We start from the raw sequence: 26,873 nt of genomic DNA on the forward strand, positions 1-26,873 counted from the left end.
TCCGCCGCGCACGACCCCGCGATCGCGATGACCCGCTGATCCCGTACCCGCTCTTCTGGAAGGAATCGGACCCACAGTGTCCAGGCACCTGCTCTCCGACCGCGCCGTCGCCCTGCGCGCCCGGCTCAGCCGAGCCCGCCTCTACCTCTGCACGGACGCCCGGGAGCGGCAGGGCGACCTGCCGGAGTTCCTCGACGCCGCGCTCGCGGGCGGCGTCGACATCGTCCAGCTCCGCCAGAAGGGGCTGGAGGCGAGGCAGGAGATGGAGCACCTCCAGGTGTTCCGGGCCGCCTGCGACCGGCACGGGGCGCTGCTGGCGGTCAACGACCGCGCCGACATCGCGCACGCCGTCCAGGCGGACGTGCTGCACCTCGGGCAGGACGACCTGCCGGTGCCGGCCGCCCGCGCGATCGTCGGCGAGGACATCCTGGTCGGCCGCTCCACCCACTCCGGCGAGCAGGCCGCGGCGGCCGCCGCCGAACCGGGCGTGGACTACTTCTGCGCCGGGCCGGTCTGGCCGACGCCGACCAAGCCCGGCCGCCCGGCGCCGGGCCCGAAGCTGCTGGAGTACGTGGCGGCGCAGCGCGAGTCGCGGCCGTGGTTCGCGATCGGCGGGATCGAGGCGGGCAACCTCGACCGGGTGCTGGCCGCGGGCGCCCGCAGGATCGTGGTGGTCCGGGCGATCACCGAGGCCGGCGACCCGGGCGCGGCGGCGGCCGAGCTGGCCCGCCGCCTGCGTGAGGCCGGCCCGGTCTGACCGCGTCCCGGCCGCGCCCTGGCTTCGTCCCGGCCGCGTCGTGGCTTCGCCGTGGCATCGTCCTGGCGGGCGTGCGCCGGATCACTGCGTGCCGGGCCTCACAACCGGGGCCGCGGGCGGCGGCGATGACCGACAATGGGGCCATGAGCCTGGGACCCGATGACGAGCGCCCGGTGGATCTGTCGGACGACGATCTGGAGATCCTGCCGGACCAGACCTCCGACGACACCGACACCGGCTGGGGCGAGTGGCGCGGCGGGCACGACGACGACGCGCGGCTGACCGACGAACGGCCCCCGCACTGGTGAGGGGCCCTCAGAAGCCCTGGAAGAGGATGCCCGTCGCGAAGCCGCACACCATGACCGCGGCGAGGGCGACCATCATCCGCCACCGGTAGCGCGGGATCCGCCGGGGACGGGGCCGGGGCGCCGGAGCCTGCCCCTCCCGGAGCGCCCGCACGAGCTGGCGCGCCGTGGGCCGGGCGGCGGGGTTCTTGTCCAGGCAGCGCTCGGCCATCTCCCGCAGGGGACCCTCCATGTCGCCCAGGTCGGGCTGCGCGGAGGTGACCCGGCGCAGGACGGCCGCGTCCGGCCCGGTGCCGAACGGCGCGCGGCCGGTGGCGGCGTACACCAGCGTGGCGCCCCAGGCGAAGACGTCGGCGGGCGGCCCGACCGGCTCGTCCTCGACCTGCTCGGGGGCCGTGTAGGCGGGCGCGCCGGGGAGGGCTGTGCCCCCGGGTACGGCGTCCAGGGCGCGGGCGGTCCCCAGACCGACGACCTTGGCTCCGGCCTGGCCGAGCAGCACGTTGCCCGGACGGAAGTCGCCGTGCACCGTCCCGGCCCGGTGGGTGGCGGCCAGCGACGCGGCGGTGCGCAGCGCCACCTTCCGCAGCCGCTCGGGCGGCAGCGGCCCCTCCCGCTCGACGACCTCGCGCAGCGACGGGCCCTCGACGAACTCGCTGACGATGTAGGGCCGGTCGCCGCCGACGTCGGCGTCCAGCACGCGCGCGGTGTGCCGCCCGGTGACCTGGAGCGCGGCCTCGGTCTCCTCGGCGAGCCGGTCGTGGACGCGTGGCCCGGCCCCGGGCCCGGCGGGCAGCGGGCGCACGGCGACCAGCGCGCCGTCCTCACCGCGTCCCAGGTAGACCTCGCCCTGGGCGCCGTCGCCGCCCTCGTCCAGCCGCTCGATCAGGTGGTAGCCGCCGAGCCGGCGCGGGTCGCCGGGGAGGAGCGGCTGCCTGCGGCCCTCCTCCGGGCCCTCGTCCGGGCCCTCGTCCGCCGTGTCGGCGGCGCGGGCGGGCGTGAGGAGGGCGGTGCCGCCGTCCCGCCGGTACGGCAGGGACGCGCAGGGGTCGGGGCGGCCGGGACGGGCGCCGCCGTCCGGGCCATCGGGGCTGGACCGGTCCACGTACGGGCGGGCGGCGGCGTCGCCGTGCGCGCGCTCCCCGGCCGGGACCGGGGCGAGGTGCGGGGAAGGGGAGGTCGTCCTCACTCGGGAGGGATCGTGCTGCACAGGGGGCTCCGACTCGGCGGGGACGGACGAAGACAGGGTCATTTCTACCGCGCGGACCCGGTTCCTGCAGCCAAACCATGATCTTAATCTCAGTGACCGCGTCCCCTGGGCCGCCCGCCGGCCCGGCGCCCGTCCCGTCACCCCCCGGCGGGCCCGCCGTCCGCCTCGGGCTCCACGCGCAGCGCGTTCAGCGCGAACGCGACCATGTGGTAGTGCCCGATGAGGATCACCAGCTCGATCAGCTCGCGTTCCCCGAAGTGCGCCGCCAGCGCGGCCCAGGCGCCGTCGCCGAGCGTGCCGCGGGCGTGCAGCTCGTCGGCGGCCTGGAGGACCGCGCGGTCCCGCCCGTCCCAGGGGTGGTCGCCGAGGTCCAGCCGCAGCGCGGCGATCTCGACCTCGGACAGCCCGGCGTCCAGGGCCAGCCGGTGGTGGTGGCGCCATTCGTAGGCGCAGGAGCGCAGATGGGCCGTGCGCAGGATCGCCAGCTCGCGGACGCGGCCGGTCAGGGTGCCCTTGAGCAGCAGCATCGAGCCGAAGCCGATCCAGGACTCGAACAGCTCCGGATGCCGTCCCAGCGTGGTGAAGATGTTGAGCGGCCCCGTCACCGTGGTGACCATCTTGAGCGTCTCGCTCCACTCCGCCTCGGGGAGCGGCGCGACGCGCGGGGCGGAGGGGGTGGTGGTTCCAAGGGTGCGGGGGGTGCCGGGGGTGCCGGACGGGTCTGCGGACATGCCGCCATTTCTGCCACCGATCAGTGGCACGGTTCTAGTCCCTCACGGCGAAGTGGCCACATCGTGCCACTTTCGCCCGCCGGATCACACGGTCACGCCTGCCGGGTGGTCGCCGCGACGGCCAGCTCCTCCAGGGCGATCCGGGACTCCCCGCTGATCGAGGCGTCGCCGAGCGCCTTGGCGGCGTTCTCGGCGTACCGGTCGATCATCGCCTCGCAGGCCGCCAGCCCGCCCGTGCCCTCGATGATCTCGCGCAGCTCGTCCACGCCCGCCCGGTCGAGGCCGGGATCTCCCAGCAGCCGCTCCAGTACCGCCGCCTGGGCCGGGGAGGCACGTTCCAGGGTCTGCGCGATCAGGACCGTCCGCTTGCCCTCGCGCAGATCGTCCCCCGCGGGCTTGCCGGTCTCGGCCGGGTCGCCGAAGACGCCCAGCACGTCGTCGCGGAGCTGGAAGGCGATGCCCAGCGGCCGGCCGTACTCGCGCAGCGCCGCGGTGACCTCGGGGGTGCCCCCGGCCAGCGCGGCCCCCAGGTGCAGGGGACGCTCGATGGTGTACTTGGCGCTCTTGAACTCCACCACCCGCAGCGCCGCCTCCACGGTGCCGCTGCCGCGCACCCCCTCCAGCAGGTCGAGGTACTGCCCGCACATCACCTCGGTGCGCATCAGGTTGTAGACCTCGCGCCCGCGCGCGATGTGCTCCCCGTCCACGCCGCTGGTCTCGTACATCTCGCTGGACCAGGCCAGGCACAGGTCGCCGAGCAGGATCGCGGTGCCCTCGCCGAACGTCTCGGTGGCCCCCGACCAGTCCTGCTCCCGCGCCAGCGACTGGAAGCGCCGGTGCACCGAGGGCTGCCCGCGGCGGGTGTCGCTGGAGTCCATCACGTCGTCGTGGATCAGCGCGCTCGCCTGGAGCAGCTCCAGCGAGGCCGCCGCCGCCACGATCCCGTCGCGGCGGTCCCGGCCGCCGGCCGCGTGCCAGCCCCAGTAGCAGAACGCGGGGCGCAGCCGTTTGCCCCCGGTCAGCAGCGCGTCCAGCGCGGCCAGCATGGGCGCGAGATCGGGGCTGATCGCCAGCAGGGCCGGTCGCTGCCGGTCGACGAATGCCAGCAGTGCCGCGTCGACCTCCTTGCGGATGCGGCTTGTGGACATGTCGTGATCGTATCCAGCCGGAGAAGTACTCTTCCCCATTCCGGCCCGACTATTTCGTTGGATGTTACGAAATATCATGCCGTCTGAGGTGTGACGGGCCCCGATGACGACCGTGCCGCGTCCCGGCCGCGTCGGCGGGGCTCCACTACCCTTGGAGGATGCGACGCGAACGCCCTGATCGAGCGCCGACCATCCGCGAGCTGCTGGCCGCGGGAGGCAGGTCCTTCTCCTTCGAGTTCTTCCCGCCCAAGACCGACAAGGGCGTCCGCAACCTCTGGCGCACCATCCGCGAGCTCGAGACCCTGCACCCGACCTTCGTGTCGGTGACCTACGGCGCGGGCGGCGGCACCCGCGACACCACGGTCGACATCGTCGAGCGGATCGCCACCGACACCACGCTCACCCCGGTGGCGCACTTCACCGCCGTCGACCACGCCCGCGCCGAGCTGCGCAACCTCATCGGCCGGTTCGCCGCCGCCGGGGTGCGCAACATCCTCGCGCTGCGCGGCGACCCGCCCGGCGACCCGATGGGGGAGTGGGTCAAGCACCCCGAGGGCGTGGAGTACGCCGCCGAGCTGGTGCGGATGATCCGTTCCTACGGCGACTTCTGCGTCGGCGTCGCGGCCTTCCCCTACAAGCACCCGCGCTCTCCCGACATCGAGAGCGACACCCGCCACTTCGTCGACAAGTGCCGGGCCGGCGCCGACTACGCGATCACCCAGATGTTCTTCCGCGCCGAGGACTACTTCCGGCTGCGCGACCGGGTGGAGGCCGCCGGCTGCGACGTCCCGATCATCCCCGGCATCATGCCGGTCACCCAGATGAGCACCATCGAACGCTCCGAGCAGCTGTCGGGCGCGCCGTTCCCCGCCGAGGTCAGGGAGCGCTTCGAGGCCGTCGCCGGCGACCCGGAGGCGGTGCGGCGGCTGGGGATCGAGCACGCCGCGGAGCTGTGCCGGGAGCTCCTGGAGCAGGACGTCCCCGGCATCCACTTCATCACGTTCAACAAGTCCACCGCGACCCGCGAGGTCTACGGGCTGCTGGACGCCGCCTCCTATGCCGCGCCGGACGCCGCGCCGCCCGCCGGGCCCTACGCCGGCCCGGGAGACCGGTCCGCCGACCGGCCCGGCCCGTACGGGGCCAGGGGCAGCGTCGCCCCCATCACCGCGTAGGGCGGCCCCCCGCCGGGGAACTCGAAGCCGGTCAGCAGATCGACCATGCCCACCGACCGGTACAACCGCCGCGCCGGGGTCTCCTCGGGGCCCAGGTCCAGCGTGGACAGCACCACGGTCCGCTCGGTGCGGCCCTCGCACAGCGTGTTCAGGAGGCGCCGCCCCAGGCCCCGCCCCTGGTGGTCGGGATGCACATGCAGCTCGGCCACCTCGAACGAGTCGTCCATCCAGCGCCGCGCGTGTTCCGGCCCGGCGAGTTCGGCGAGCGCCCCCCGCACCACGTCGTGCCACCACTGGCCCGCCGCCCCGTGGAACCCGTAGGCGAACCCGTGGATCGCGCCGCGCGGCGCCAGGGCCCCGCGCCGCTCGGCCACCACGGCACGGAAGCGGGGGTACGAGGCGTGCCGCTCCATGATCGTGTGCCGGCCCGGGAGCTGCTCGGCGGGCGGGCTCATCGCGGCCGAGTACACCGCGAGGATGGGCCCGAGACGCCGCAGGAAGGCCCGATGGTCGATCTCGCGGAGCTTCGCTTCCTTCACCCGCTAGAGATTAGACCCGCGGGATCGTCCGCCGCGTCGCCGACAGGCGGTCGTAGATGTCCCAGAGGATCGTGTCGGCGGCCTTGTGCAGCGTCGCCCGCTCGGCGTCGAGCCGGCCGCCCCACTGGCGCGCCTCGGGCCCCAGCCAGGCGTCGGTGCCGCCCAGCGTGCGGACCGCCGGGTCGAGCGCCCGCCGGAGCCGGCCGATGCTGCCGTAGGCGTCCGCGTACGCCTGGTACAGCTCGCGGTAGGCGGGGTTGGGCTGCTCGGTCGCGGGCAGCCTGGTCGCCGCGGCGGAATCCAGCGGCGGCGGAAGGCTGCCGGGCGGTGGTGGAGCGGCCATGGACGGACTCCTCTCCGGCCTTGCGGCGCCGCCCGGTCAGGCGGTGCGGTCCGCGACGGGCTCGAGGTCGAGCTTGTGCAGGGCCTCCCGGGTGCGGCGGCTCAGGTCCGCGCCGGTGAGGACCTGGACGGCCGCCGGGCCGACCCCCTCCCGGTCGGCCTCGGCGAGGAACGCGCGCAGCCAGCGGGCGTCCATCGTCATATGGTGGCTGGCCACGCCCAGCGACCCGCCGATGGCCTCCAGCCGCGCCTCGTCGCCCCCGGCCGCCCTGACCAGCTCGGCCGCCGCCGCGGGCCCGAGCCGCTCGTACAGCTTCTCGGTGTAGTCGGGGTCGCCGGCGTTGGCCTTCAGGTGGCCCCACACGGCCGGCGGCACCGGCTGCCGTTCGCGGAGCGCGGCGGTGATGGCGTCGGCGTCGGCCTTGGCCGCCCTCGCCGCGTCCTGGCGGGTGGGGAAGTTGCCCAGGTCCCCGCCCGCCCCGTTGGGCGTGGTGGACGGCTCCCTGCGCGGCGTGCGCGGGAGGCCCCCGGTCCCGCCGGGACCCGGCGCGCCGCCGCCGGGGACGGGCGAGGCTCCGGGCGTCCTCGGCAGGGGCGCGGGCGAGGGCGGGACCCGTACCCCGCCGCCCCGGTCGGGATGGGTCATCGCGTAGTTGTAGCGGCGGGTCAGCATCCCCAGCTGGTCGGCCGCCCACTGCGCCACCTGCTCGGCCTGCCGGTGACCCGCGGCCGACACGCCCGGCGGGGGACGGTGCCCGTTCAGCCAGCCCTTGATCGCCGTCTCGGCGTCCTGCACCTGCCTGATCAGCTGGTTGAGCGCCGGCGGATCGATCCCCCGGAAGTCGGCGTCGCGCGCGGCCGGGCCGGTACGCATCTGCGCGGTCATCGCCCCTCCGGAATCGATCCCCGCCCGCGCCGGCGGACGGTCCTGGCGGTCCCCCCTCAGTGTCTCAGAATCACACTCGCCTCACGCGCTGTCGAGGGCCTTGCGCACCGCGTCGGGGTCCCGGGCCACCACCGCGTTCCCGTCCCCGGTGAGGACGATCGGCCGCTGGATGAGCGAGGGGTTGGCCGCCATCGTCTCGATCCAGCGCGCCCGGTCGTGCTCCAGGTCCTTCAGCCCGAGCTCCTTGGCGACCGGCTCGTTCAGCCGGGCCACCTCCCACGGCTCGGCGCCGATCCTCTTCAGGACCGCGTCCAGCTCCCCGGCGGTCGGCGGCTCGTCCAGGTAGCGGCGCTCGGTGTACGCCACGCCCGCCTCGTCCAGCGCGGCCTTGGCCGCGCGGCTCTTGGAGCAGCGCGGGTTGTGCCAGATCTCGGTGCTCACTCGTCCACCCCCACGTCGGCGGGCTCGCCGCCGGTGATCCGCACCAGTTCCGCGAAGGAGGTCGGGAATATGGTGTGCGTGATCCCGCCCGCCGCCCAGACCTGGTCGTACTTGTCCAGCCAGAGGTCCACCAGGGTACGGACCGGCGCCGGGTGGCCGACCGGCGCGACGCCGCCGATCGCCTGCCCGGTGGCCGCGCGCACGAACTCGGGCGTGGCCCGCCGGACCTTCGCGGCGCCCACCAGGGCCGCCACCTTCGCCGTGTCGACCCGGTGCGCGCCGCTGGTCAGCACCAGCAGCGGCGTCCCGTCGGCATCGAAGATCAGGCTGTTGGCGATGGCGCCGACCTCGCACCCCAGCTGCCCGGCGGCGGCCTTGGCGGTGGGCGCCGGCTCGGGCAGCTCGATGATCTCCCCGGTCGCGCCCCGTTCACGCAGCGCGCCGGCGACGCGTTCGACGTTCGGATGCATGGGGATCACTTTAAGGGGCCGAACCTCCCTCCGGGCGCGCGCGTCCGAGGTGGTGACGGCGCCCGACGCGGCGGCGCCGGACGGGTGAGGAGCGACATGAGCGGACGCAGCGCACACGTGGGCACGATGCTGATCGCGGGAGGGGCGGTCCTCGTGGCCGGTTGCGCCGGCGGCGCGCCGGGCGCGGCCCCGGAGAGGGGAACGCCGTCCGGGTCCCCGACGGCGTCCCCGGCCCCCACCTCCCCGGCCCCCTCACCCGCCCGCCGTACCCTCAAGGCGGGAGCCAAGGGCCAGGACGTCGAGCGGCTGCAGCGCCGCCTCGAGCAGCTCGGCTACGACCCCGGACGGGCCGACGGCAGGTACGGCATCTCCACGCAGATGGCCGTGTGGGCCTTCCAGAAGGTCAACCGGCTCAAGGTGAGCAGCACCGTGGGCAAGAGGACCTGGGCCGCCCTCGACGCCCCCAAGGAGCCGCGCCCCATGGCCAAGCGCCGCGAGGCCGACCGCGTCGACGTCGACCTGCGCCGCCAGTACCTGGTCGTCTACAAGGACGGCCGACCCGAACTGATCTCGCACATCTCGTCCGGCTCGGGCGAGTACTACTGCGCCAAGGACCGCGGTGCCACCGTCGCGCGCTGCCGCTACGCCACCACCGGCACCGGCGACTTCCGTACGGGCCGCCGCGCCTCGGGCTGGGAGGTCTCGCCGCTCGGCCGCCTCTACAACCCGATCTACTTCAACGGCGGCATCGCCTTCCACGGGGCCCTGGACGTCCCGAGGTACCCCGCCTCCCACGGGTGCGTCCGCCTGCCGATGCACATCGCCGAGTACTTCCCCAAGCTGGTGAAGACCGGCGTCCCGGTCCACGTGCGCCGTCCCAAGTGACCAGAGGTGCCCATGTGACCTCAGGGCATCACCGTGAGTCACGCCACTCGTTCGAACGCATTGACGAATCGACGTCAGGACGGTTTACTGTGAGTGCGTCGAACCTATGTTCGATGTGGCACGGGACTCGCGGACCGTGCCAGGGCGGCGTCCCCGCCGAGGCAGCGCGTTTCGCGCGGGACGACGGCCGGGCGGAGTGAGGGGAAGCTCTCCGCCCGGCCGGCCCGAGCCGCCCGAGCCGGAAGGAGGCAGTCATGTCCGAGACGATGACCGCGCACGGTCTTCACTCTTCCGCCCAGCGCCTGCCGAGTCCCCGACCCCGCCCGTTCCCGGCGCCCCGGCCCGCGCAGACCGCGGTCGGCCAGCTCCACGCCGCCAGGACGGGCCTGGCCGAGGCGGCCGAGGCGACCTCGCCCGCCGTCCGCTACGTCTGCGCGCACCTGGCCGCGCTGCGGGCCGCCGCCGCCGTGCTGGCCTCCAAGGAGCCGGCCGACGCCCACCGCCGCGGCCGTCCGCGCAGCGTCTGGGTGCTGCTGCCCGAGGCCGAGCCCGCCCTGCGGGAGTGGGCCGCCTTCTTCGCCGCGGGCGCCGACAAGCGCGCCGCCGCCGAGGCGGGCCTGCCCCGCGCCGTCACCCCGGGCGAGGCCGACGAGCTGCTGCACGACGCCGGGGTGTTCGTCTCCCTGGTCGAGGACACCCTCGGCATCCCCGGCCAGCCCACCCTCCCCATCCCCGAGGCCAGCTGACCAGCCTCGCCGGGCCGGCCCCGCCCCGACGGACCCCGCCTGTAGGCTCCACGCCGCCGGGGCGTCCCTGGCCCTGATCGTGCCGGGAAGGCCCGGGCGGGCCGGGCGCGGGTCCTTATGCTGAACGGATGCTCTTCCCCGCGGTTCTGACGGCGCTGGTGGTGGCGGGCACCGTGCCGTTGTGGCTGGCGGCGCCTCAGCCGGCCCCGCGCATCGCGCTCGACGTGGTCCTGATGCTGAGCGTCTGCGGCACCCTGTTCCTCCCGCGCCGGCACGTGCTGGCCGCGGGCGTGTTCGCGCTGCTGGCCACGGGGCTGTACTACGTGCTCAGCTCCGCCGACGGCCCGCTGATCGTGGTGGTGATGGCGTGCCTGTACGCGGTCGCGGCCGAGGGCCGGACGAACGCCGCGGTGGGCCTGGGCGCCGCGGTGGTGATCGGCGCCGGCCTGGGCACCCTGGCCGGGAACGACGAGATCAACGGGATCACCCTGATCATGATGGCCGGCTGGGTGGTGGCGCTGGTGGCGCTGGGCGCCGTCCGGCACGGCCGGCAGGAGGCGCTGCGCGCGGCGGTGCTGCGCACCGAGGAGGAGGCGCGGCTGCGCGCCGCGGAGGAGCGCCTGCGGATCGCCCGGGAGCTGCACGACGTGGTCGGCCACCACCTGTCGATGATCAATGTGCAGGCGGGCACCGCGCTGCACCGGCTGGACCGCGACCCGGGCCGCGCCGGGGCCGCGCTCGGCGTGATCAAGGAGGCGAGCCGGGAGACGCTGCGCGAGCTGCGGGCCACGCTCGGCGTGCTGCGGCAGGTCGACGAGGCGGAGCCGACCGCGCCGGCGGGGCGGCTGGACCGGCTGGACGAGCTGGTCCGGTACGCCGAGCTGGCCTCCCTGGAGACGACCGTGACCGTCGAGGGGGAGCGCCGCCCGCTGCCCGCGGGCGTCGACCTGGCCGCGTTCCGCATCCTCCAGGAGTCGATCACCAACGTGACCCGGCACGCCGCCGCGCGGCGGGTCCGGGTGACGATCGCCTACGGCCCGGCGGAGCTGCGGCTGGAGGTACGGGACGACGGGAGCGCGGGCGGGGGCCCCGCGGGCGGCGGCGTCCGCGGCATGCGCGAGCGGGCGCGGGCGCTGGGCGGCGAGCTGGCCGCGGGCCCGGTGGCCGGCGGCGGGTTCCGGGTCCGGGCCCGGCTGCCCTACGGTGAGGGCGCATGATCCGGGTCCTGATCGCCGACGACCAGCATCTGGTCCGGGCCGGGTTCCGGTCCCTGCTGGACGACGAGGACGACATCACCGTGGTCGGCGAGGTCGCCGACGGGGCGGCGGCGGTGGCCGCGGCGCGGGAGGCGCGGCCGGACGTCATCCTGATGGACATCCGCATGCCCGGGATGGACGGGCTGGAGGCCGCGCGCCGGATCGCGGCGGACCGGGACGGCGTCCGGATCGTCATCCTGACCACCTTCGATCTCGACGAGTTCGTGTACGGCGCGCTGCGCGCCGGGGTGGCGGGCTTCCTGGTCAAGGACACCGAACCGGCCGAGCTCCTGCGGGCGGTCCGGGTCGCGGCCCGCGGCGACGCGCTGATCAGCCCCTCGGTGACCCGGCGGCTGATCGCCGAGTACGCGGGCCGCGTCCGCCGTCCCGGGCCCGATCCGCGGCTGGAGGAGCTCACGCCGCGCGAACGGGAGGTGGCGGAGCTGGTCGCCGCGGGCCTGTCCAACGACGAGATCGCCGCGCGGCTGGCGCTCAGCCCGGCCACCGCCCGGAGCGCGGTGAGCCGGATCATGACCAAGCTGGGCGTGCGCGACCGGGCCGCGCTGGTCGTGCTCGCCTACGAGAGCGGCCTGGTCAGCCCCGGCTGGCTCGGGTGACGGCGCAACACGGGAAGTAGGGCCCCGCCGCCGGAGCGCAACAACGGGAGTACGCGGCCGACGCCCGGGGGCCGATTCGCCGGGGCATGCCTCTACCTCACCGTGAGGGCATGGACGATTCCTCCAACAGCAGAGCCGGCGGCGCGGTCGTCGGCTTCCTCGTCGGCGGCGCGGTCGGGTTCGTGATGACCGAGGGCTTCGCCGCGTTCTCCCATGTCGCCCTTGACGCCACGCTCAGCGTGGAGGACACGCCCGCCCTCCTCCTGGTGTTCATGGGCGTTCCCCTGCTGTGCGCGATCCTCGGCGCCGTGGTGGGCCTGCGCCTGGCCTCGCGGAAGGGGCGCTGACCATGAACGCGAAGGACGAGGCCGCCCGGGGCGTGTTCGCGCGGCTCGCGAGCTGGTCCCACCGGCACCGCTGGGCCGCCCTCGGCCTCTGGGTGCTGGTGGTCGTGGCCGTGTCGGCCGGCTCCGGCGCCGTCGGCTCCGACTACCGCAACGACTTCACGCTGCCGGGGACCCAGTCGCAGCGGGCCACCGACCTGCTCACCCGGCACGGGGCGATGCAGGCGGGCGACAGCGTGCAGATCGTGGTCAAGGCCCCGGGCGGGCTGCGCGCGCCCGCGGTCGAGCGGGACCTGCGGGCCGCGCTCGACCGCGTCAAGGGCCTGCCGAGCGTGGTGGCGGTGCGCACCCCGTACGAGGACGCCGCCGCGATCTCCCGGGACGGCACCATCGGGTACGGCACGGTCACCCTCTCCGGCAAGTCCGAGGCCGTCCCGAAGGAGGACGTGCGCCGGATCATCGACACCGCCCGCACCGCCGCGTCCGGGGCGCTCCAGGTGGAGGCCGGCGGGGACGCCGCGCGCGGCGCGCAGGAGAGCGAGGGCGGCGCCGCCGAGGGCGCGGGCATGCTGGCCGCGCTGGTGATCCTGGTGCTGCTGTTCGGTTCGCTGATCGCCGCCGCGCTGCCGCTGGTGACCGCGCTGTTCGCGGTGGGCAGCGCGATGGGGCTGATCGTGCTGGCCTCGCGGGTGGCCACGGTCGCCGACTTCACCCCGCCGATCATGATGCTGGTCGGGCTGGGCGTCGGCGTCGACTACGCGCTGCTGGTGTTCTACCGGTACCGGTACGAGCTGCTGGCGGGGGCGGAGCCGCGGGAGGCGACGCTGCGGTCGCTGGACTCGGCCGGCCGCACCGTCTTCATCGCCGCCTGCACGGTGATCATCGCGCTGCTGGGGCTGGTCGCGCTCGGGCTCGGCTCGCTGCAGGGCGTCGCGCTGGCGGTCGCGCTGACCGTGCTGGTCACCATGCTCGCCTCGCTGACCCTCCTGCCCGCGCTGCTGGGCGTCTTCGGCGAGCGCATCCGGCGGCAGGTGCTCAAGCGCGACGCCAAGGCGCGGGCGCGCGGCAGGGAGCCGGGCGCCGGCTGGCGGCGCCTGGCCACGGCGGTGCAGCGCCGCCCCGTCCCGGTGCTGCTGGTCTCGGTGCTCGCGCTGCTGGCGCTGTCGGCCCCGGCGCTGGGCATGCGGCTGGGCTTCGCCGACGCCGGGAACGACCCCGCGGGCCAGACCACCCGGAAGGCCTACGACCTGCTGGCCGAGGGCTTCGGGCCGGGGTTCAACGGCCCGCTGATCGTCGTGGGGGAGGGCGACGCCGCGGCGGGGCGGCGGGTCCAGGCCGCCGTGTCCGGCGCGGACGGCGTCGCGGCGGCCACGCCGCCGATCCCGTCCCGTGACGGCGGGCTGTTCACCGTCCTGGTCTTCCCCGAGACGGCGCCGCAGGACGAGGGGACCGCCGACCTCGTCCACACGCTGCGCGCGGACGTGCTGCCCGAGGGGGTGCTGGTGGGCGGGTCCACCGCGGCCACCCAGGACTTCGCCGACACGGTGTCGGGGCGGCTGCCGCTGTTCGTGGCGATCGTGGTGGGCCTGTCGGCGCTGCTGCTCCTGGTGGTGTTCCGCTCCGTGCTCATCCCGATCAAGGCGGCGCTGCTCAACCTGCTCAGCATCGCCGCCGCGCTGGGCGCGATCACGCTGGTCTTCCAGGAGGGCTGGTTCGGCGTCCCGCCGGGTCCGATCGAGGCGTTCATCCCGGTGATGATCTTCGCGATCGTGTTCGGCCTGTCCATGGACTACGAGGTCTTCCTGCTGGCGCGGATCCACGAGGAATGGACGCGCACCAGGGACCCGGTCGGCGCGGTGCGCGAGGGGCTGACGGCCACCGGCCAGGTGATCACCGCGGCCGGGGCCATCATGATCGTGGTGTTCGCCGCGTTCGTGCTGAGCCCGAGCCGGATGCTGCAGCAGTTCGGGCTCGGCCTGGCGGTGGCGATCCTGCTGGACGCGGTGGTCATCCGGTGCCTGATCGTCCCGGCGGTGCTGCGGCTGTTCGGCCGCCGCGCCTGGTGGCTGCCCGCCCCGCTGGCCAGGTGGCTGCCCGAGGTCTCGCTGGAACGGCCCGAGACGCCGCGGGAGCCCGCCCGGACCGGGTGAGGGACCGGGTGAGGTGAGGGCCGCCGGGGATCGATGGCGCGACGATCCGGCGGCCCTCGCCGTTTCCGCGTCCCGCATTCGCCGATCAAGCGGCGTCCCTCGCCGCCGCGTTCGCTCAGGAGGCCCCCTACGGGCCGTAAGGGCCTCCAGGGCCGTCCAGGGCCACCGAGGGTCACCCGCGCCGTCGGGGCGCGCGCGGAGCGGCCTGAGGAACGCTCCGGGCCCGGAAAGGCCGGCGGGGCCCCGGGTGGTCCGCACCCAAGGCCCCGCCGGGCATATCTGAAATCGGGAGGGTCAGAACGACTCGACGGCGCGGCGCGCCTCCGGGTCGAGGACGCCCCAGGTGATGAGCTCCTCGGTCAGTTCGGTCGGGGACTTGTCATAGATGACCGCGAGCGAACGCAGGTCCTCCTGCCGGATGGACAGAACCTTTCCGTTGTAGTCGCCACGCTGGCTCTGGATCGTCGCGGCGTACCGGGCGAGGGGTCCGGCCTTGTCCTTCGGAAGCTGCTGCAGCCGCTCGAGGTCGATCACGAGCTTGGGTGTAGGCCCGAGCGGGCTCGGCGCGGCTCCGCCGGGCAGCAACTCGGAAACCGGCACGCCGTAGAAATCGGCGAGCTCGGCCAGCTTCTGAACGGTGACGGCGCGGTCGCCCCGCTCGTACGAGCCCACGACGACGGCCTTCCAGCGGCCACGGGACTTCTCCTCCACACCGTGCAGTGACAGGCCCTGCTGGGTGCGGATGGCGCGCAGGCGCGCGCCGAGAGCCTTAGCGTATTCAGACGGCATTTGCGGCCCCCAGGCTCACTTTCGTCCTTGTCGTCGGCCCCGGGATTTCCCGGGGGGAGTCAGATCCTTCAGGCGATCATGCCGTAAAGCTCTGTCTCCAGGGATGGTTACGGACAGTGACGGTAAAACGGAGAGGGCTCCAGGTCAAGCCGATTCGCAAAAAGCGGTCGAATCCGCAGGTCTGTATGCGGGCCGTCCGGATCGGCCCGAAGCCCCGCAGTGTCGGCGTCACGGGCGTCTCACCCCCTACGGAGGTCTTCCCAGAACTTCCCGATGTGACCGCTCTCACCTGGTAAGACGTGCTCCGGCCCGCGTGCGGGGCGGCGGCGCGGGACTGCTACGGTGAGACGGACATGACGTCCTTTAAGACCCGTCCCGTGAGGCGGGTAAGGAGGTTGGGGTAGTGAATGCTGCCTCCAGGCCGGACCAACCGGCCGAGGCGCGCGTGGCGGACGGTGACCTCCGGACCCCTGACGGCCCTGCACACAAGGCCGTTCTGGAGGGTCCCGACATCCGGCGCGCTCTGACACGGATCGCCCACGAGATTCTCGAACGCACCAAAGGCGGCGACGACGTCGTCCTGCTCGGCATCCAGACCCGCGGCGTGACGCTCGCGCGGCGGCTGGCCGCCCAGCTGGAGCACGTGGAGGGCCGCCCCGTCCCGTGGGGTTCGATCGACGTGACGATGTACCGCGACGACCTGCGGATGAAGCCGGCGCGCGCGCTGGGCCGCACCGAGCCGCCGCCGGAGGGCGTGGACGACCGCATCGTGGTCCTGGTGGACGACGTGCTGTTCTCCGGCCGCACCGTGCGCGCCGCGCTCGACGCGCTCAACGACCTGGGGCGCCCGCGCGCCGTCCAGCTCGCCGTCCTGGTCGACCGGGGGCACCGCGAGGTGCCGATCCGCGCCGACTACGTGGGCAAGAACCTGCCCACCTCCATGCGCGAGACCGTACGGGTCCTGCTGTCGGAGAACGACGCGCGCGACGCGGTCGTGCTCGGCCCGGCCGACGGGTCCCGGGCCGGGACGCGCGAGGAGGGGCCCCTCCGGTTCCCCGCCTCCGTGCCCGCCCCCGGCGCGGCCGGGCGGACGGCCTCCCGGGACGACGAGGGGGGCCGCCGGTGAACCGCCATCTGATCTCCGCGGCCGACCTGACCCGGGACGACGCCCTGCTCATCCTGGACACCGCCGAGGAGCTGGCCCAGATCGCGGGCCGCTCCATCAAGAAGCTGCCGACGCTGCGCGGCCGCACCGTGGTGAACCTCTTCTTCGAGGACTCCACCCGCACCCGGATCTCGTTCGAGGCCGCGGCCAAGCGGCTGTCCGCCGACGTGATCAACTTCTCCGCCAAGGGGTCCAGCGTCTCCAAGGGGGAGAGCCTCAAGGACACCGCGCTCACCCTGGAGGCGATGGGCGCCGACGGCGTGGTCGTCCGGCACGGGGCCTCGGGCGCGCCGCACCGGCTGGCCGGATGGGTCCGGGGCAGCGTGGTGAACGCCGGCGACGGCACCCACGAGCACCCGACCCAGGCCCTGCTCGACGCGTTCACGATGCGGCGGCGCCTGGGCGATCTGGACGGCCGCCGGGTCACCATCGTCGGCGACGTCCTGCACAGCCGGGTGGCACGATCCAACGTGCTCCTGCTGCACACCCTCGGCGCCGAGGTCACCCTGGTGGCCCCGCCGACCCTGCTGCCGGTCGCGGTCGGCTCCTGGCCGTGCGAGGTCTCCTACGACCTCGACGCGGTGCTGCCCAAGAGCGACGTGGTCATGATGCTGCGGGTGCAGGCCGAGCGGATGAACGCCGCCTACTTCCCGACCGTCCGCGAGTACAGCCGCCGGTACGGCCTGGACGCCGAACGGCTGGCGCGCATGTCCGAGGACGCCATCGTGATGCACCCCGGGCCGATGAACCGCGGCGTCGAGATCGCCGCCGAGGTCGCCGACTCGGTCCGCTCCACCATCGTCGAGCAGGTCGCCAACGGCGTCAGCGCCCGGATGGCCGTGCTCTACCTGCTGCTCGGGGGTTCCGAGCCCGCCATCGGCAAGGAGATCTCCGAGTGACCGGCACCGCGCACACCACCGTCCTCATCAAGGGCGCCCGGATCCTGGGCGGCGACCCGGCCGACATCCTGGTCCGCGACGGCGAGATCGCCGAGGTCGGCCCCGGCCTGGACGCCGGCGGGCCCGGCGCGCTGGTCGTCGACGCCGGGGACCTCATCGCCCTGCCGGGCCTGGTCGACCTGCACACGCACCTGCGCGAGCCCGGCCGGGAGGACGCCGAGACCGTCGAGTCCGGCACCAGGGCCGCCGCCATGGGCGGCTACACGGCCGTGCACGCGATGGCCAACACCGACCCGGTCGCCGACACCGCGGGCGTGGTCGAGCAGGTCTGGCGGCTCGGCCGCGAGGCCGGGTACTGCGACGTCCAGCCGGTCGGGGCGGTCACCCGCGGCATCCGCGGCGAGCAGCTCGCCGAACTGGGCGCGATGGCCGACTCGGCCGCCCGGGTGCGGGTGTTCTCCGACGACGGCCACTGCGTCTCCGACGCGGTGATCATGCGGCGCGCGCTGGAGTACGTGAAGGCGTTCGACGGCGTGGTCGCCCAGCACGCGCAGGAGCCGCGGCTGACCGAGGGCGCGCAGATGAACGAGGGCGAGATGTCGGCCCGGCTCGGGCTCGGCGGCTGGCCCGCGGTGGCCGAGGAGGCGATCATCGCCCGGGACGTGCTGCTGGCCCAGCACGTCGGCTCCCGGCTGCACGTCTGCCATGTCTCCACCGCCGGCTCGGTGGAGATCCTCCGCTGGGCCAAGAGCAAGGGGCAGCGGGTCACCGCCGAGGTCACCCCGCACCACCTGCTGCTCGACGACGCCCGCGCCGAGAGCTACGACCCGATCTACAAGGTCAACCCGCCGCTGCGCACCGAGGCCGACGTCAGGGCGCTGCGCGAGGCGCTGGCCGACGGCACGATCGACTGCGTCGCCACCGACCACGCCCCGCACCCGGTCGAGGCCAAGGAGACCGAGTGGGCGGTGGCCGCCATGGGCATGATCGGCCTGGAGACCGCCCTGCCGGTGGTCCAGGAGGCCATGGTCGACACCGGGCTGCTCGACTGGGCCGGGGTCGCCGACCGGATGTCCTGCCGCCCGGCCCGCATCGGCCGGCTGTCCGGCCAGGGCCGCCCGCTGGAGGCCGGCTCGCCCGCCAACATCACCCTGTACGACCCGGCCCCGCGCCGCGCCGTGGACCCGTTCGCGATGACCTCCAAGAGCCGCAACACCCCGTACGCGGGGATGGAGCTGCCCGGTCGCGTCGTGGCCACGTTCCTGCGCGGCCGGCCCACCGTCCTGGAAGGAAAGCTTCAGTGACCCCTGCGACCCTGGTCCTCGAAGACGGACGGATCTTCCGAGGCGCCGCGTACGGGGCCGAGGGGGAGACCTTCGGGGAGATGGTCTTCAACACCGGGATGACCGGCTACCAGGAGACCCTCACCGACCCCTCCTACGCCCGTCAGATCGTGGCGATGACCGCCCCGCACATCGGCAACACCGGCGTCAACGACGACGATCCCGAATCGCGCCGGATCCAGGTCGCCGGGTACGTGGTGCGCGAGCCCGCCCGGGTGGCGTCCAGCTGGCGGGCCACCGGCTCGCTGGGCTCGGCGCTGCGCGAGCAGGGGATCGTGGGCATCGCGATCCCGGGGACCCGCGCGCTCACCCGCCACCTGCGCGACCGGGGCGCGATGCGCGCCGGGATCTTCAGCGGCGCCGCCGCGGCGGCGCCGGAGGCCGAGCAGCTGGAGAAGGTGCTGGCCTCCCCGTCGATGGAGGGCGCCGACCTGGCCCGCGACGTGTCCACGGCCGAGCCGTACGTCATCGCGGCGCACGGGGAGAAGCGGTTCACCGTCGCGGCCGTCGACCTGGGCATCAAGTCGATGACGCCGTACCGGATGGCCGAGCGCGGCTGCGAGGTGCACGTGCTCCCCGCCACCAGCACGGCGGAGGACATCCTCGCCCTGGACCCCGACGGGGTCTTCTTCTCCAACGGCCCCGGCGACCCGGCCGCCGCCGGATACGCGGTGGACGCGCTGCGCGGCGTCCTGGACGCCGGCCGGCCGTTCTTCGGGATCTGCTTCGGCAACCAGATCTTCGGCCGCGCGCTCGGCCTGGGGACCTACAAGCTGCGGTTCGGGCACCGGGGCGTCAACCAGCCCGTCCAGGACCGGAGGACCGGCAGGGTGGACGTCTCGGCGCACAACCACGGGTTCGCCGTGGACGCCCCGGTCGACGCGCCGTTCGACACCCCCTACGGGCGGGCCGAGGTCACCCATGTCAACCTGAACGACGGGTGCGTCGAAGGGCTCCGGCTCATCGACCGGCCGGCCTTCAGCGTCCAGTACCACCCCGAGGCCGCGGCCGGGCCGCACGACGCCACCGGCCTGTTCGACCGCTTCTGCGAGCTGATGGAGGGGCCGAGATAATGCCGCGCCGCACCGACCTGAACTCCGTCCTGGTGATCGGCTCCGGGCCGATCGTGATCGGCCAGGCGTGCGAGTTCGACTACTCCGGCACCCAGGCGTGCCGGGTGCTCAAGGCCGAGGGCCTGCGGGTCACCCTGGTCAACAGCAACCCCGCGACGATCATGACCGACCCCGAGTTCGCCGACGCCACCTACGTCGAGCCGATCACCCCCGAGGTGGTCGAGAAGATCATCGCGAAGGAGCGCCCCGACGCGCTGCTGCCGACCCTGGGCGGCCAGACCGCGCTCAACACCGCCATCGCCCTCTACGAGAGCGGGGTCCTGGAGCGCTACGGCGTCGAGCTGATCGGCGCCGACGTCGAGGCGATCCAGGCCGGCGAGAACCGCGAGCGGTTCAAGGAGGTCGTCGCCAAGGTCGCCCGCGAGCAGGGCCTGAACGCCGAGTCCGCCCGTTCGGTCATCTGCCACACCATGGACGAGGTGCTGGCGGCGGCCGGTGAGCTGGGCTACCCGGTGGTGGTCCGGCCCTCGTTCACCATGGGCGGCGCCGGGTCCGGGTTCGCCCACGACGAGGACGGCCTGCGCCGCATCGCCGGCGCCGGGCTCGACGCGTCCCCGACCAGCGAGGTGCTCCTGGAGGAGTCCATCCTCGGCTGGAAGGAGTACGAGCTGGAGGTCATGCGCGACCGCCACGACAACGTGGTGATCGTGTGCTCCATCGAGAACCTCGACCCGATGGGCGTGCACACCGGCGACTCGATCACCGTGGCGCCCGCGATGACGCTGACCGACCGCGAGTACCAGAACATGCGGGACGTGGCGATCGCGGTGATCCGCGAGGTCGGCGTCGACACCGGCGGCTGCAACATCCAGTTCGCCGTGCACCCGGGCACCGGCCGGATGATCGTGATCGAGATGAACCCGCGGGTGTCGCGGTCCTCCGCGCTGGCCTCCAAGGCCACCGGCTTCCCGATCGCCAAGATCGCGGCCCGGCTGGCGGTCGGCTACACCCTCGACGAGATCCCCAACGACATCACCGCCGAGACCCCGGCCTCCTTCGAGCCCAGCCTCGACTACGTGGTGGTCAAGGTGCCGCGGTTCGCGTTCGAGAAGTTCCCGGGCGCCGACGGCACCCTCACCACGCACATGAAGTCGGTGGGCGAGGCCATGGCCATCGGCCGCTGCTTCACCGAGGCGCTGCAGAAGGCGCTGCGGTCCCTGGAGCAGAAGGGCTCCTCGTTCTCCTGGGCGGGCGAGCCGGGCGACAAGGACGAGCTGGTGCGGCGGGCGGCCCGGCCGCACGACGGGCGGCTGCGGGACGTCCAGCGGGCCCTGTGGGCCGGGGCGACCGTCCCCGAGCTGTACGAGGCGACCGGCATCGACCCCTGGTTCCTGGACCAGATCGCCGCCGTCAACGAGATCGCCGAGGAGATCCGCACCTCCGACGACGCCCTGACCCGCGACAAGCTGCTGCGGGCCAAGCGGCACGGCTTCTCCGACGCCCAGATCGGGGAGCTGCGCAACCTGTCGGAGGAGGTGGTCCGGGAACTGCGGCACGCCCTCGGCGTCCGGCCGGTCTACCTGACCGTCGACACCTGCGCGGCCGAGTTCGCCGCCCGCACCCCCTACCTCTACTCGGCCTACGACGAGGAGACCGAGGTCCCGCCCGGCCGCCGCCCCAAGGTGATCATCCTGGGCAGCGGGCCGAACCGGATCGGGCAGGGCGTGGAGTTCGACTACTCCTGCGTGCACGCCTCGTTCACGCTGGCCGAGGCCGGCTACGAGACCGTCATGGTCAACTGCAACCCCGAGACCGTCTCCACCGACTACGACACCTCCGACCGGCTCTACTTCGAGCCGCTCACCCTGGAGGACGTGCTGGAGGTGGTGCACGCCGAGCAGAGCAGCGGCACCGTCGCCGGGGTGATCGTCCAGCTGGGCGGGCAGACCCCGCTGGGCTTGGCGCAGAAGCTCAAGGACGCCGGGGTGGCCATCGTCGGCACCTCCCCGGAGAGCATCCACCTGGCCGAGGACCGCGGCGCGTTCGGGCGGGTGCTGCACCGCGCCGGGCTGCTCGCGCCCAAGCACGGCACCGCCGTCTCCTACGAGGAGGCCCGGGAGATCGCCGCCGAGATCGGCTACCCGGTCCTGGTACGGCCGTCCTACGTGCTGGGCGGGCGCGGCATGGAGATCGTGTACGACGACGACACGCTGGAGTCGTACATGGAGAAGGCGACTCAAGCGAGCCCCGAGCACCCGGTGCTGATCGACCGGTTCCTGGACGAGGCCATCGAGGTCGACGTGGACGCCCTGTTCGACGGCGAGGAGCTGTACCTCGGCGGCGTCATGGAGCACATCGAGGAGGCCGGCATCCACTCCGGCGACTCCGCCTGCGCCCTGCCGCCGATCACCCTGGGCCGCGACGACGTGCGGCGGATCCGGGAGTCCACCGAGGCGCTGGCGCGCGGCGTCGGCGTGCGCGGGCTCATGAACGTCCAGTACGCCCTGTCCGCGGGCGTCCTGTACGTCCTGGAGGCCAACCCGCGCGCCTCCCGCACCGTCCCGTTCGTGTCCAAGGCGACCGCGGTGCCGCTGGCCAAGGCCGCCGCCCGCGTGATGCTGGGCGCGACCATCGCCGAGCTGCGCGCCGAGGGCCTGCTGCCGGAGAGCGGGGACGGCGGCTCGCTGCCGCTGGACGCGCCGATCGCGGTCAAGGAGGCCGTGCTGCCGTTCGACCGGTTCCGCAACGCCGAGGGCCAGGGCGTGGACACCGTGCTCGGCCCGGAGATGCGCTCCACCGGCGAGGTGATGGGCATCGACGAGGTGTTCGGCACCGCCTACGCCAAGTCGCAGCAGGCCGCCTACGGCTCGCTGCCGACCAAGGGACGGGCCTTCGTCTCGGTCGCCAACCGGGACAAACGGCACATGGTGTTCCCGGTCAAGCGGCTGGCGGACCTGGGTTTTGAGATTCTTGCCACGGAGGGCACCGCGGAGGTCCTGCACCGCAACGGCGTGCGTGCCAAGATCGTGCGCAAGCACAGCGCGGGCCCCGGCGCCGATGGCGAACCCACCATCGTGCGGCGCGTCCTCGACGGTGAGGTGGATCTCATCGTCAATACTCCGTTCGGCAGCCCCGGCCAGGCCGGGCCGCGGCTGGACGGCTACGAGATCCGCACCGCCGCGGTGCTGCGCGGCGTGCCGTGCGTGACCACCGTCCAGGGCCTCGCCGCAGCCGTGCAGGGCATCGAGGCCGTCGCGGGCGGCCAGGTCGGCGTGCGGTCGCTCCAGGAGCACGCCGAGCGGCTGCGCGGCGCGCACGGCCGGGGGTAGCCCGCATGGCCTAGCACGACGACGAGAGGGAGACGTGTGTCCGACACACCGGTCCAGACGTCGGCAACCGTTCTGACGGTCCGCCAGGTGCAGGACTACCACGCGCTGACGCTGGTGGCCCCGGCGATCGCCGAACGGTTCCGGCCCGGGCAGTTCGTGGCGCTGGCCGTGGGGGGCGAGCACACGGCCCGCCTGGTCCGCCGGTGTTTCGGGGTGTACGAGGTCAAGCCGGACTACGGCGGGACGGTGGAACTGGTCTTCGCCGACCGGGAACCGGGCACGGCCTGGCTGGCCGGCCGCCGCTCCCGTGACCGGCTCGACCTGGTCGGCCCGCTGGGACGCCCGTTCCGGCTCCCCAGGGACCCCGTCAGCTGCCTGCTGGTGGGCGGGGGTCCCGGGGGAGCGGCCCTGTTCGCGCTGGCCGACACGCTGCACCGGCGCGGCTGCCAGGTGCACTTCGTCCTCGGCGGCCCCTCGGGCGGCCAGGTCTTCGGCTCCCGGATGGCCCGCCGGATCGGCGACTCGGCCACCGTCACCACCGAGGACGGCTCCCTGGGCGAGAAGGCCACGGTCCGGGACGTGCTGCCCCGGGTGATCCAGGAGACGGGCGCCGACGTCGTGTACGGCTGCGGCCCCACCGATCTGCTGCGGTCGGTCACCCAGGTGGCCGGGGAGTACGGCCTGCCCTCCCAGGTCTCGGTGGAGTCGTTCCTGCGGGAGACCGGCGCCTGCGGGATCGGTGTCTGCATGACCTGCATGCTCCCGATGCACGGAGAGGACGGCGTGACGCGGATGGTCCGCGCCTGCGCCGACGGTCCCGTCCTGCGCGGCGACCGGGTCCGCTGGGGCGACCTGGGCACGATCCCGTTCGACGCCCTGGGCGCCCCCCGCGTCCTCGCCGTCGCCGAGGGCGGCGACGCCTGATGAACACCGCGCTCATGGAGACCCGGCTGGGCGGGCTGGAGCTGCCCAACCCCCTGCTGACCGCGTCCGGATGCGGGGGGACGGGCCGCGAGCTGGCCCAGTTCTTCGACCTGAACCGGCTGGGCGCGTTCGTCACCACGTCGGTGACGGCCAGGCCGCGCGCCGGGCGCCCCACGCCGCGGATGGCCGAGACGCCCAGCGGCCTGCTCACCGCCATGGGGCTGCCGGGGCCGGGCATCGAGGGCTTCGTGGAACGCGACCTGCCCTGGCTGGCCGAGCAGGGCGTCCGCACGATCGTCTCGGTCGCCGGCAACAGCGTGGAGGAGTTCGGCGAGCTGGCCCGGCGGCTGCGCGGCGTCCCCGGGATCGCCGCGATCGAGGTGAACGTCGCCTGCCCCAACGTCGAGGACCGCGGCCGGATGTTCGCCTGGCACCCCGGGGCCGCCGCGGCGGTGGTCCGGGCCGTCCGGACGCACGCCCGGCCCGGCGTGCCGGTGCTGGCCAAGCTGGCCCCCGACGTCACCGACATCGTCACGATCGCCCTGGCGTGCGTCGACGCCGGCGCCGACGGCCTCACCCTGATCAACACGATCGAGGGCTTGGCGATCGACACCGGGACGCTGCGGCCCGCGCTCACCGGCGTGTCCGGCGGGCTGTCGGGCCCGGCGCTGCGCCCGGTCGCCCTCCGCTGCGTCTACCAGGTGCACGCGGCGCTGCCCGGCACCCCGATCGTCGGGGTCGGCGGGGTGGCCTCCGGCCTGGACGCGCTGGAGTTCCTCCTGGCCGGCGCGTCCGCCGTCGCCGTGGGGACCACCCTCTTCCACGACCCCACCGCCGTACCGCGGATCCTGCGCGAGCTGGAGGAGGCGCTGACGGCGCGGCGGATCGCGCGCGTCGCCGACGTCGTCGGGCTCGCGCACAAGCCCGCCGGCCACGTGCCTCCCCAGGTGCGCCCGGAACCCCCCGTTCCCGTCCCCGACCCGGGGGAAGCGAAGGAGAAGCCGTCGTGACCGCCGCACCCGCCCCGATCGCCGTCGCCCTGGACGCCCCCGACCTGGAGACGGCCGCGCGCTGGGCCGCCCAGGTCACACCGCACGTCAGCACCGTGAAGGTGGGCCTGGAGCTGTACCTGCGCTACGGCCCGGACGTGGTGGCCGGCGTGCGGGGCTCCGGCGGGGCGCAGGTCTTCCTGGACCTGAAGCTGCACGACATCCCGGCCACCGTGGCGGGCGCCGCGCGCGCCGTCGCGGACCTCCGGCCCGCGTACCTGACCGTGCACGCGGCGGGCGGTCCCGCCATGGTCCGCGCGGCCGTGGAGGCGGCGCCCGACACTCGCATCACGGCCGTGACCGTGCTCACCTCCCTCGGCGACGCCGACCTGGCCCGGCTGGGCCTCGCCGGGCCGGCCCCGGACGCCGTGCGCCGCCTCGCCGCGCTCGCGGTGGAGGCGGGCGCCCGGGCGCTGGTGTGCTCCCCGCAGGAGGCCGCGGCCGTCCGCGCCGAGGTCGGACCCGCGGTCACCCTCGTCACGCCGGGCGTGCGGCCCTCCGGCGCCGCCACGCAGGACCAGGCGCGCGTCGCCACGCCGGAGGCGGCGCTGGAGGCCGGCGCCGACCTGCTCGTGATCGGGCGGCCCATCACGGGCGCCGCCGACCCCGGCGCCGCCGCCGCGGCCATCGCCGCCGCGCTCCGCGGGGTGTCCGCGAACGCCTCCTGACGGTCCGCCGCGAACGGCGGCGTGCGGCGAATCGTCGCCGCGGAGAAGCGGTAACGGTCCGCGGAATTGCGCTCAGAGCGCATCGCGCCCGAAAACACCGCGGGCCGATACCGCGGGCCGAAAACGCGCTCCATGCGTCACTCGCGGACGTGCGCCGCCGGGCCCGTTCGATGATCAGCATCGCGCTTCCCCGGGTGCGGAGGGGGAAATTCGGACGTGGCGTGACGAGCGTCACGTCGCCGCGCTTTCGGTGCCCCGCTCCTGGGGGGACCCGGTTGCGCGTGTCCGGTGGATCTTGCGTAGGGTGACCATGCTGTGGCGTTCCGGTCATCGCCGGCCGGTCCGACCATGGGAAGGGGTGATGGGTGACGCGATCCGGCGCACCGGAGGCGGTTTTTCACGATCATGCAATGTCCCTGCAAGGCAGGGGGATCGCCTTCACGCGCGCCCGGGTTGGGTACACTCTGTATTCAGGACACTCCAAGGGGTGATTTTCGTGATTTTGTGGCGGGCTAAACGGCACTTCACGTTGCCTTATGGGGCGTGAACTCGCTAGTTTCCCAACCCGTCCGACTCCGTCGAGTGGAAACCTGAGGTGACCCGGCGTGGCTCTTCCGCCCCTAACCCCCGAACAGCGCGCCGCAGCCCTGGAGAAGGCTGCCAAGGCCCGCAAGGAGCGGGCCGAGGTTAAGAACCGGCTCAAGCACGGGGGACTCTCGCTTGCCGAGGTCCTCAAGGAGGGGCAGACCGACGACGTCATCGGGAAGATGAAGGTGTCGGCCCTCCTGGAATCCCTGCCCAGCGTGGGCAAGGTCCGTGCGAAGCAGATCATGGAGCGCCTGGGCATCGCCGAGTCCCGCCGTGTGCGGGGTCTCGGCGCCAACCAGCGCGCCTCCCTGGAGCGTGAGTTCGGCGGCGGTGGAAACCGCTGATCGGCGACTCATGGGCGGGCGCGGCGGGTTCCCCGTCGCGGCCGGCGCGGTGCCATCCGGCCCGTCCGGCTCCATCCCGTCCGACTCCGGCGCACCACGAACCGCGCCGGATGGCTCCCACCCGAAGGTCTCGCCCATGCGGCGGCTGACGGTCCTCTCCGGGCCGTCGGGCGTCGGCAAGAGCACGGTCGTCGCCGAGATCCGGCGAGCCCACCCCGAGGTGTGGCTGTCGGTCTCGGTGACCACCCGCGCCCCCCGGCCGGGCGAGACCCACGGGGTGCAGTACTTCTTCGTCGACGACGCCGGTTTCGACCGGCTCGTCGCCGAAGGGGAGCTCCTGGAGTGGGCGGAGTTCGCGGGGAACCGTTACGGGACCCCGCGCCGCCCGGTCGAGGACCGGCTCGCCCGGGGCGAGCCGGTGCTCCTGGAGATCGACCTCCAGGGCGCCCGGCAGGTCCGCCGGTCGATGCCGGCGGCGCTGCTGGTGTTCCTGGCCCCGCCCTCCTGGGAGGAGCTGGTGCGCCGGCTGGTCGGCCGCGGCACCGAGCCCCCCGAGGTGATCGAACGCCGTCTCGACGCCGCCCGCGTGGAGCTGGCCGCCGAGAAGGAGTTCGACGTCACCCTGGTCAACACGTCCGTCCAGGACGTATGCCTTGAGCTGCTAGCCTTGATGGCTGTCCGTTAGATATCTAGTGGAAGGCCACCG

Annotated in this window: 28 protein-coding genes; 19 read left to right on the forward strand and 9 right to left on the reverse strand. The window is 74.0% G+C overall.

All coding sequences use genetic code 11. The features are described from left to right. Window positions 1–76: 76 nt before the first annotated feature. Entirely contained in the window at window positions 77–757 is a 681-nt protein-coding gene (thiE, locus tag IW256_RS12035) for a thiamine phosphate synthase (protein WP_197011037.1), read from the forward strand. A gap of 143 nt (window positions 758–900) precedes the next feature. Next, complete coding sequence (locus IW256_RS12040; protein WP_197011038.1) at window positions 901–1,065, forward strand: hypothetical protein; 165 nt, start codon at window positions 901–903, stop codon at window positions 1,063–1,065. 7 nt (window positions 1,066–1,072) lie between these two features. Here IW256_RS12040 and IW256_RS12045 read toward each other — a convergent pair whose 3' ends face one another. The 3 genes from IW256_RS12045 to IW256_RS12055 all read right to left on the reverse strand — a co-directional run bounded on the left by IW256_RS12045 (window position 1,073) and on the right by IW256_RS12055 (window position 4,148). Then, window positions 1,073–2,248, reverse strand: coding sequence for a serine/threonine-protein kinase (locus tag IW256_RS12045; protein ID WP_307828858.1), 1,176 nt, complete (start codon window positions 2,246–2,248; stop codon window positions 1,073–1,075). A 158-nt stretch (window positions 2,249–2,406) separates the two neighbouring features. Further along, entirely contained in the window at window positions 2,407–3,000 is a 594-nt protein-coding gene (locus tag IW256_RS12050) for a carboxymuconolactone decarboxylase family protein (protein ID WP_197011040.1), read from the reverse strand. A 92-nt stretch (window positions 3,001–3,092) separates the two neighbouring features. Continuing rightward, window positions 3,093–4,148, reverse strand: a complete 1,056-nt coding sequence (locus IW256_RS12055; protein ID WP_197011041.1) for a polyprenyl synthetase family protein — start codon at window positions 4,146–4,148, stop codon at window positions 3,093–3,095. Window positions 4,149–4,306: 158 nt separating this feature from the next. Here IW256_RS12055 and metF point away from each other — a divergent pair, with 158 nt between their 5' ends. Then, a complete protein-coding gene (metF, locus tag IW256_RS12060) occupies window positions 4,307–5,320 on the forward strand; it encodes a methylenetetrahydrofolate reductase [NAD(P)H] (RefSeq protein WP_197011042.1) in 1,014 nt (337 codons plus the stop codon). On the opposite strand, the gene IW256_RS12065 is transcribed toward metF, so the two are convergent. The 5 genes from IW256_RS12065 to IW256_RS12085 form a co-directional block, all read right to left on the reverse strand. Next, window positions 5,239–5,859, reverse strand: a complete 621-nt coding sequence (locus tag IW256_RS12065; RefSeq protein WP_307828859.1) for a GNAT family N-acetyltransferase — start codon at window positions 5,857–5,859, stop codon at window positions 5,239–5,241. The genes metF and IW256_RS12065 overlap by 82 nt on opposite strands. Window positions 5,860–5,869: 10 nt before the next feature. Further along, window positions 5,870–6,202 (reverse strand): hypothetical protein, encoded by a 333-nt coding sequence (locus IW256_RS12070; protein WP_197011043.1) that lies wholly within the window; start codon window positions 6,200–6,202, stop codon window positions 5,870–5,872. 36 nt (window positions 6,203–6,238) lie between these two features. Next, window positions 6,239–7,087: a hypothetical protein gene (locus tag IW256_RS12075; protein WP_197011044.1), complete on the reverse strand. Its 849-nt coding sequence runs from the start codon at window positions 7,085–7,087 to the stop codon at window positions 6,239–6,241. 81 nt (window positions 7,088–7,168) lie between these two features. Then, on the reverse strand, window positions 7,169–7,528 hold the full coding sequence (locus IW256_RS12080) for an arsenate reductase family protein (RefSeq protein WP_197011045.1): 360 nt from the start codon (window positions 7,526–7,528) through the stop codon (window positions 7,169–7,171). Then, window positions 7,525–7,998, reverse strand: coding sequence for a YbaK/EbsC family protein (locus IW256_RS12085; protein ID WP_197011046.1), 474 nt, complete (start codon window positions 7,996–7,998; stop codon window positions 7,525–7,527). The genes IW256_RS12080 and IW256_RS12085 overlap by 4 nt, the downstream gene beginning before the upstream one ends. 96 nt (window positions 7,999–8,094) lie before the next feature. Between IW256_RS12085 and IW256_RS12090 the strand changes: the two genes are divergently transcribed. The 6 genes from IW256_RS12090 (at window position 8,095) to IW256_RS12115 (ending at window position 13,996) form a co-directional block, all read left to right on the forward strand. Continuing rightward, window positions 8,095–8,883 (forward strand): L,D-transpeptidase family protein, encoded by a 789-nt coding sequence (locus IW256_RS12090; RefSeq protein WP_197011047.1) that lies wholly within the window; start codon window positions 8,095–8,097, stop codon window positions 8,881–8,883. Window positions 8,884–9,137: 254 nt separating this feature from the next. Beyond that, window positions 9,138–9,629 carry an SAV_6107 family HEPN domain-containing protein gene (locus tag IW256_RS12095; RefSeq protein ID WP_197011048.1) on the forward strand — a complete coding sequence of 164 codons (492 nt, stop codon included), beginning with the start codon at window positions 9,138–9,140 and terminating at the stop codon, window positions 9,627–9,629. Window positions 9,630–9,757: 128 nt separating this feature from the next. Then, window positions 9,758–10,846: a sensor histidine kinase gene (locus tag IW256_RS12100; RefSeq protein ID WP_197011049.1), complete on the forward strand. Its 1,089-nt coding sequence runs from the start codon at window positions 9,758–9,760 to the stop codon at window positions 10,844–10,846. After that, complete coding sequence (locus IW256_RS12105) at window positions 10,843–11,502, forward strand: response regulator (protein ID WP_197011050.1); 660 nt, start codon at window positions 10,843–10,845, stop codon at window positions 11,500–11,502. Before IW256_RS12100 ends, IW256_RS12105 begins: the two co-directional genes overlap by 4 nt. A 110-nt stretch (window positions 11,503–11,612) precedes the next feature. Next, the gene (locus IW256_RS12110) at window positions 11,613–11,849 is read left to right on the forward strand and encodes a hypothetical protein (protein ID WP_197011051.1); all 237 of its coding nucleotides are present in this window, start codon (window positions 11,613–11,615) and stop codon (window positions 11,847–11,849) included. A 2-nt stretch (window positions 11,850–11,851) separates the two neighbouring features. Continuing rightward, a complete protein-coding gene (locus tag IW256_RS12115) occupies window positions 11,852–13,996 on the forward strand; it encodes an MMPL family transporter (protein WP_197011052.1) in 2,145 nt (714 codons plus the stop codon). 294 nt (window positions 13,997–14,290) lie between these two features. Here the strand turns inward: IW256_RS12115 and bldD are convergent, their stop codons facing one another. Beyond that, window positions 14,291–14,785: a transcriptional regulator BldD gene (gene bldD / locus IW256_RS12120; RefSeq protein ID WP_030145002.1), complete on the reverse strand. Its 495-nt coding sequence runs from the start codon at window positions 14,783–14,785 to the stop codon at window positions 14,291–14,293. 445 nt (window positions 14,786–15,230) lie between these two features. Here bldD and pyrR point away from each other — a divergent pair, with 445 nt between their 5' ends. The 10 genes from pyrR to gmk all read left to right on the forward strand — a co-directional run bounded on the left by pyrR (window position 15,231) and on the right by gmk (window position 26,852). Next, window positions 15,231–15,911 carry a bifunctional pyr operon transcriptional regulator/uracil phosphoribosyltransferase PyrR gene (pyrR, locus tag IW256_RS12125; protein WP_197011053.1) on the forward strand — a complete coding sequence of 227 codons (681 nt, stop codon included), beginning with the start codon at window positions 15,231–15,233 and terminating at the stop codon, window positions 15,909–15,911. After that, a complete protein-coding gene (locus tag IW256_RS12130) occupies window positions 15,908–16,849 on the forward strand; it encodes an aspartate carbamoyltransferase catalytic subunit (protein ID WP_197011054.1) in 942 nt (313 codons plus the stop codon). Before pyrR ends, IW256_RS12130 begins: the two co-directional genes overlap by 4 nt. Continuing rightward, window positions 16,846–18,153 (forward strand): dihydroorotase, encoded by a 1,308-nt coding sequence (locus tag IW256_RS12135; protein WP_197011055.1) that lies wholly within the window; start codon window positions 16,846–16,848, stop codon window positions 18,151–18,153. The genes IW256_RS12130 and IW256_RS12135 overlap by 4 nt, the downstream gene beginning before the upstream one ends. Then, the gene (carA, locus tag IW256_RS12140) at window positions 18,150–19,265 is read left to right on the forward strand and encodes a glutamine-hydrolyzing carbamoyl-phosphate synthase small subunit (protein WP_197011056.1); all 1,116 of its coding nucleotides are present in this window, start codon (window positions 18,150–18,152) and stop codon (window positions 19,263–19,265) included. Before IW256_RS12135 ends, carA begins: the two co-directional genes overlap by 4 nt. Next, complete coding sequence (gene carB, locus IW256_RS12145; protein ID WP_197011057.1) at window positions 19,265–22,594, forward strand: carbamoyl-phosphate synthase large subunit; 3,330 nt, start codon at window positions 19,265–19,267, stop codon at window positions 22,592–22,594. The genes carA and carB overlap by 1 nt, the downstream gene beginning before the upstream one ends. A 36-nt stretch (window positions 22,595–22,630) precedes the next feature. Further along, complete coding sequence (locus IW256_RS12150; RefSeq protein ID WP_197011058.1) at window positions 22,631–23,518, forward strand: iron-sulfur cluster-binding protein; 888 nt, start codon at window positions 22,631–22,633, stop codon at window positions 23,516–23,518. Next, the gene (locus tag IW256_RS12155) at window positions 23,518–24,528 is read left to right on the forward strand and encodes a dihydroorotate dehydrogenase (protein ID WP_197011059.1); all 1,011 of its coding nucleotides are present in this window, start codon (window positions 23,518–23,520) and stop codon (window positions 24,526–24,528) included. The genes IW256_RS12150 and IW256_RS12155 overlap by 1 nt, the downstream gene beginning before the upstream one ends. Continuing rightward, window positions 24,525–25,235: an orotidine-5'-phosphate decarboxylase gene (pyrF, locus tag IW256_RS12160; protein ID WP_197011060.1), complete on the forward strand. Its 711-nt coding sequence runs from the start codon at window positions 24,525–24,527 to the stop codon at window positions 25,233–25,235. Before IW256_RS12155 ends, pyrF begins: the two co-directional genes overlap by 4 nt. Window positions 25,236–25,840: 605 nt before the next feature. Beyond that, window positions 25,841–26,167 (forward strand): integration host factor, actinobacterial type, encoded by a 327-nt coding sequence (gene mihF, locus IW256_RS12165; RefSeq protein ID WP_197011061.1) that lies wholly within the window; start codon window positions 25,841–25,843, stop codon window positions 26,165–26,167. A 73-nt stretch (window positions 26,168–26,240) separates the two neighbouring features. Beyond that, window positions 26,241–26,852: a guanylate kinase gene (gmk, locus tag IW256_RS12170; RefSeq protein ID WP_420535448.1), complete on the forward strand. Its 612-nt coding sequence runs from the start codon at window positions 26,241–26,243 to the stop codon at window positions 26,850–26,852. Window positions 26,853–26,873: the final 21 nt, after the last annotated feature.

It is taken from the genome of Actinomadura viridis, from assembly GCF_015751755.1.
Taxonomy (GTDB): Bacteria; Actinomycetota; Actinomycetes; order Streptosporangiales; family Streptosporangiaceae; genus Spirillospora; species Spirillospora viridis.

Bases quoted from the DNA above. Each gene is read 5' to 3' on its own strand.
- IW256_RS12040 (WP_197011038.1), top strand. From the start codon at position 901: ATGAGCCTGGGACCCGATGACGAGCGCCCGGTGGATCTGTCGGACGAC.
- IW256_RS12155 (WP_197011059.1), top strand. From the start codon at position 23,518: ATGAACACCGCGCTCATGGAGACCCGGCTGGGCGGGCTGGAGCTGCCC.
- IW256_RS12050 (WP_197011040.1), bottom strand. From the start codon at position 3,000: ATGTCCGCAGACCCGTCCGGCACCCCCGGCACCCCCCGCACCCTTGGA.
- IW256_RS12090 (WP_197011047.1), top strand. From the start codon at position 8,095: ATGAGCGGACGCAGCGCACACGTGGGCACGATGCTGATCGCGGGAGGG.
- IW256_RS12115 (WP_197011052.1), top strand. From the start codon at position 11,852: ATGAACGCGAAGGACGAGGCCGCCCGGGGCGTGTTCGCGCGGCTCGCG.
- bldD (WP_030145002.1), bottom strand. From the start codon at position 14,785: ATGCCGTCTGAATACGCTAAGGCTCTCGGCGCGCGCCTGCGCGCCATC.
- IW256_RS12100 (WP_197011049.1), top strand. From the start codon at position 9,758: ATGCTCTTCCCCGCGGTTCTGACGGCGCTGGTGGTGGCGGGCACCGTG.
- IW256_RS12075 (WP_197011044.1), bottom strand. From the start codon at position 7,087: ATGACCGCGCAGATGCGTACCGGCCCGGCCGCGCGCGACGCCGACTTC.
- metF (WP_197011042.1), top strand. From the start codon at position 4,307: ATGCGACGCGAACGCCCTGATCGAGCGCCGACCATCCGCGAGCTGCTG.
- IW256_RS12055 (WP_197011041.1), bottom strand. From the start codon at position 4,148: ATGTCCACAAGCCGCATCCGCAAGGAGGTCGACGCGGCACTGCTGGCA.
- IW256_RS12110 (WP_197011051.1), top strand. From the start codon at position 11,613: ATGGACGATTCCTCCAACAGCAGAGCCGGCGGCGCGGTCGTCGGCTTC.
- carB (WP_197011057.1), top strand. From the start codon at position 19,265: ATGCCGCGCCGCACCGACCTGAACTCCGTCCTGGTGATCGGCTCCGGG.
- IW256_RS12070 (WP_197011043.1), bottom strand. From the start codon at position 6,202: ATGGCCGCTCCACCACCGCCCGGCAGCCTTCCGCCGCCGCTGGATTCC.
- IW256_RS12095 (WP_197011048.1), top strand. From the start codon at position 9,138: ATGTCCGAGACGATGACCGCGCACGGTCTTCACTCTTCCGCCCAGCGC.
- IW256_RS12105 (WP_197011050.1), top strand. From the start codon at position 10,843: ATGATCCGGGTCCTGATCGCCGACGACCAGCATCTGGTCCGGGCCGGG.
- IW256_RS12085 (WP_197011046.1), bottom strand. From the start codon at position 7,998: ATGCATCCGAACGTCGAACGCGTCGCCGGCGCGCTGCGTGAACGGGGC.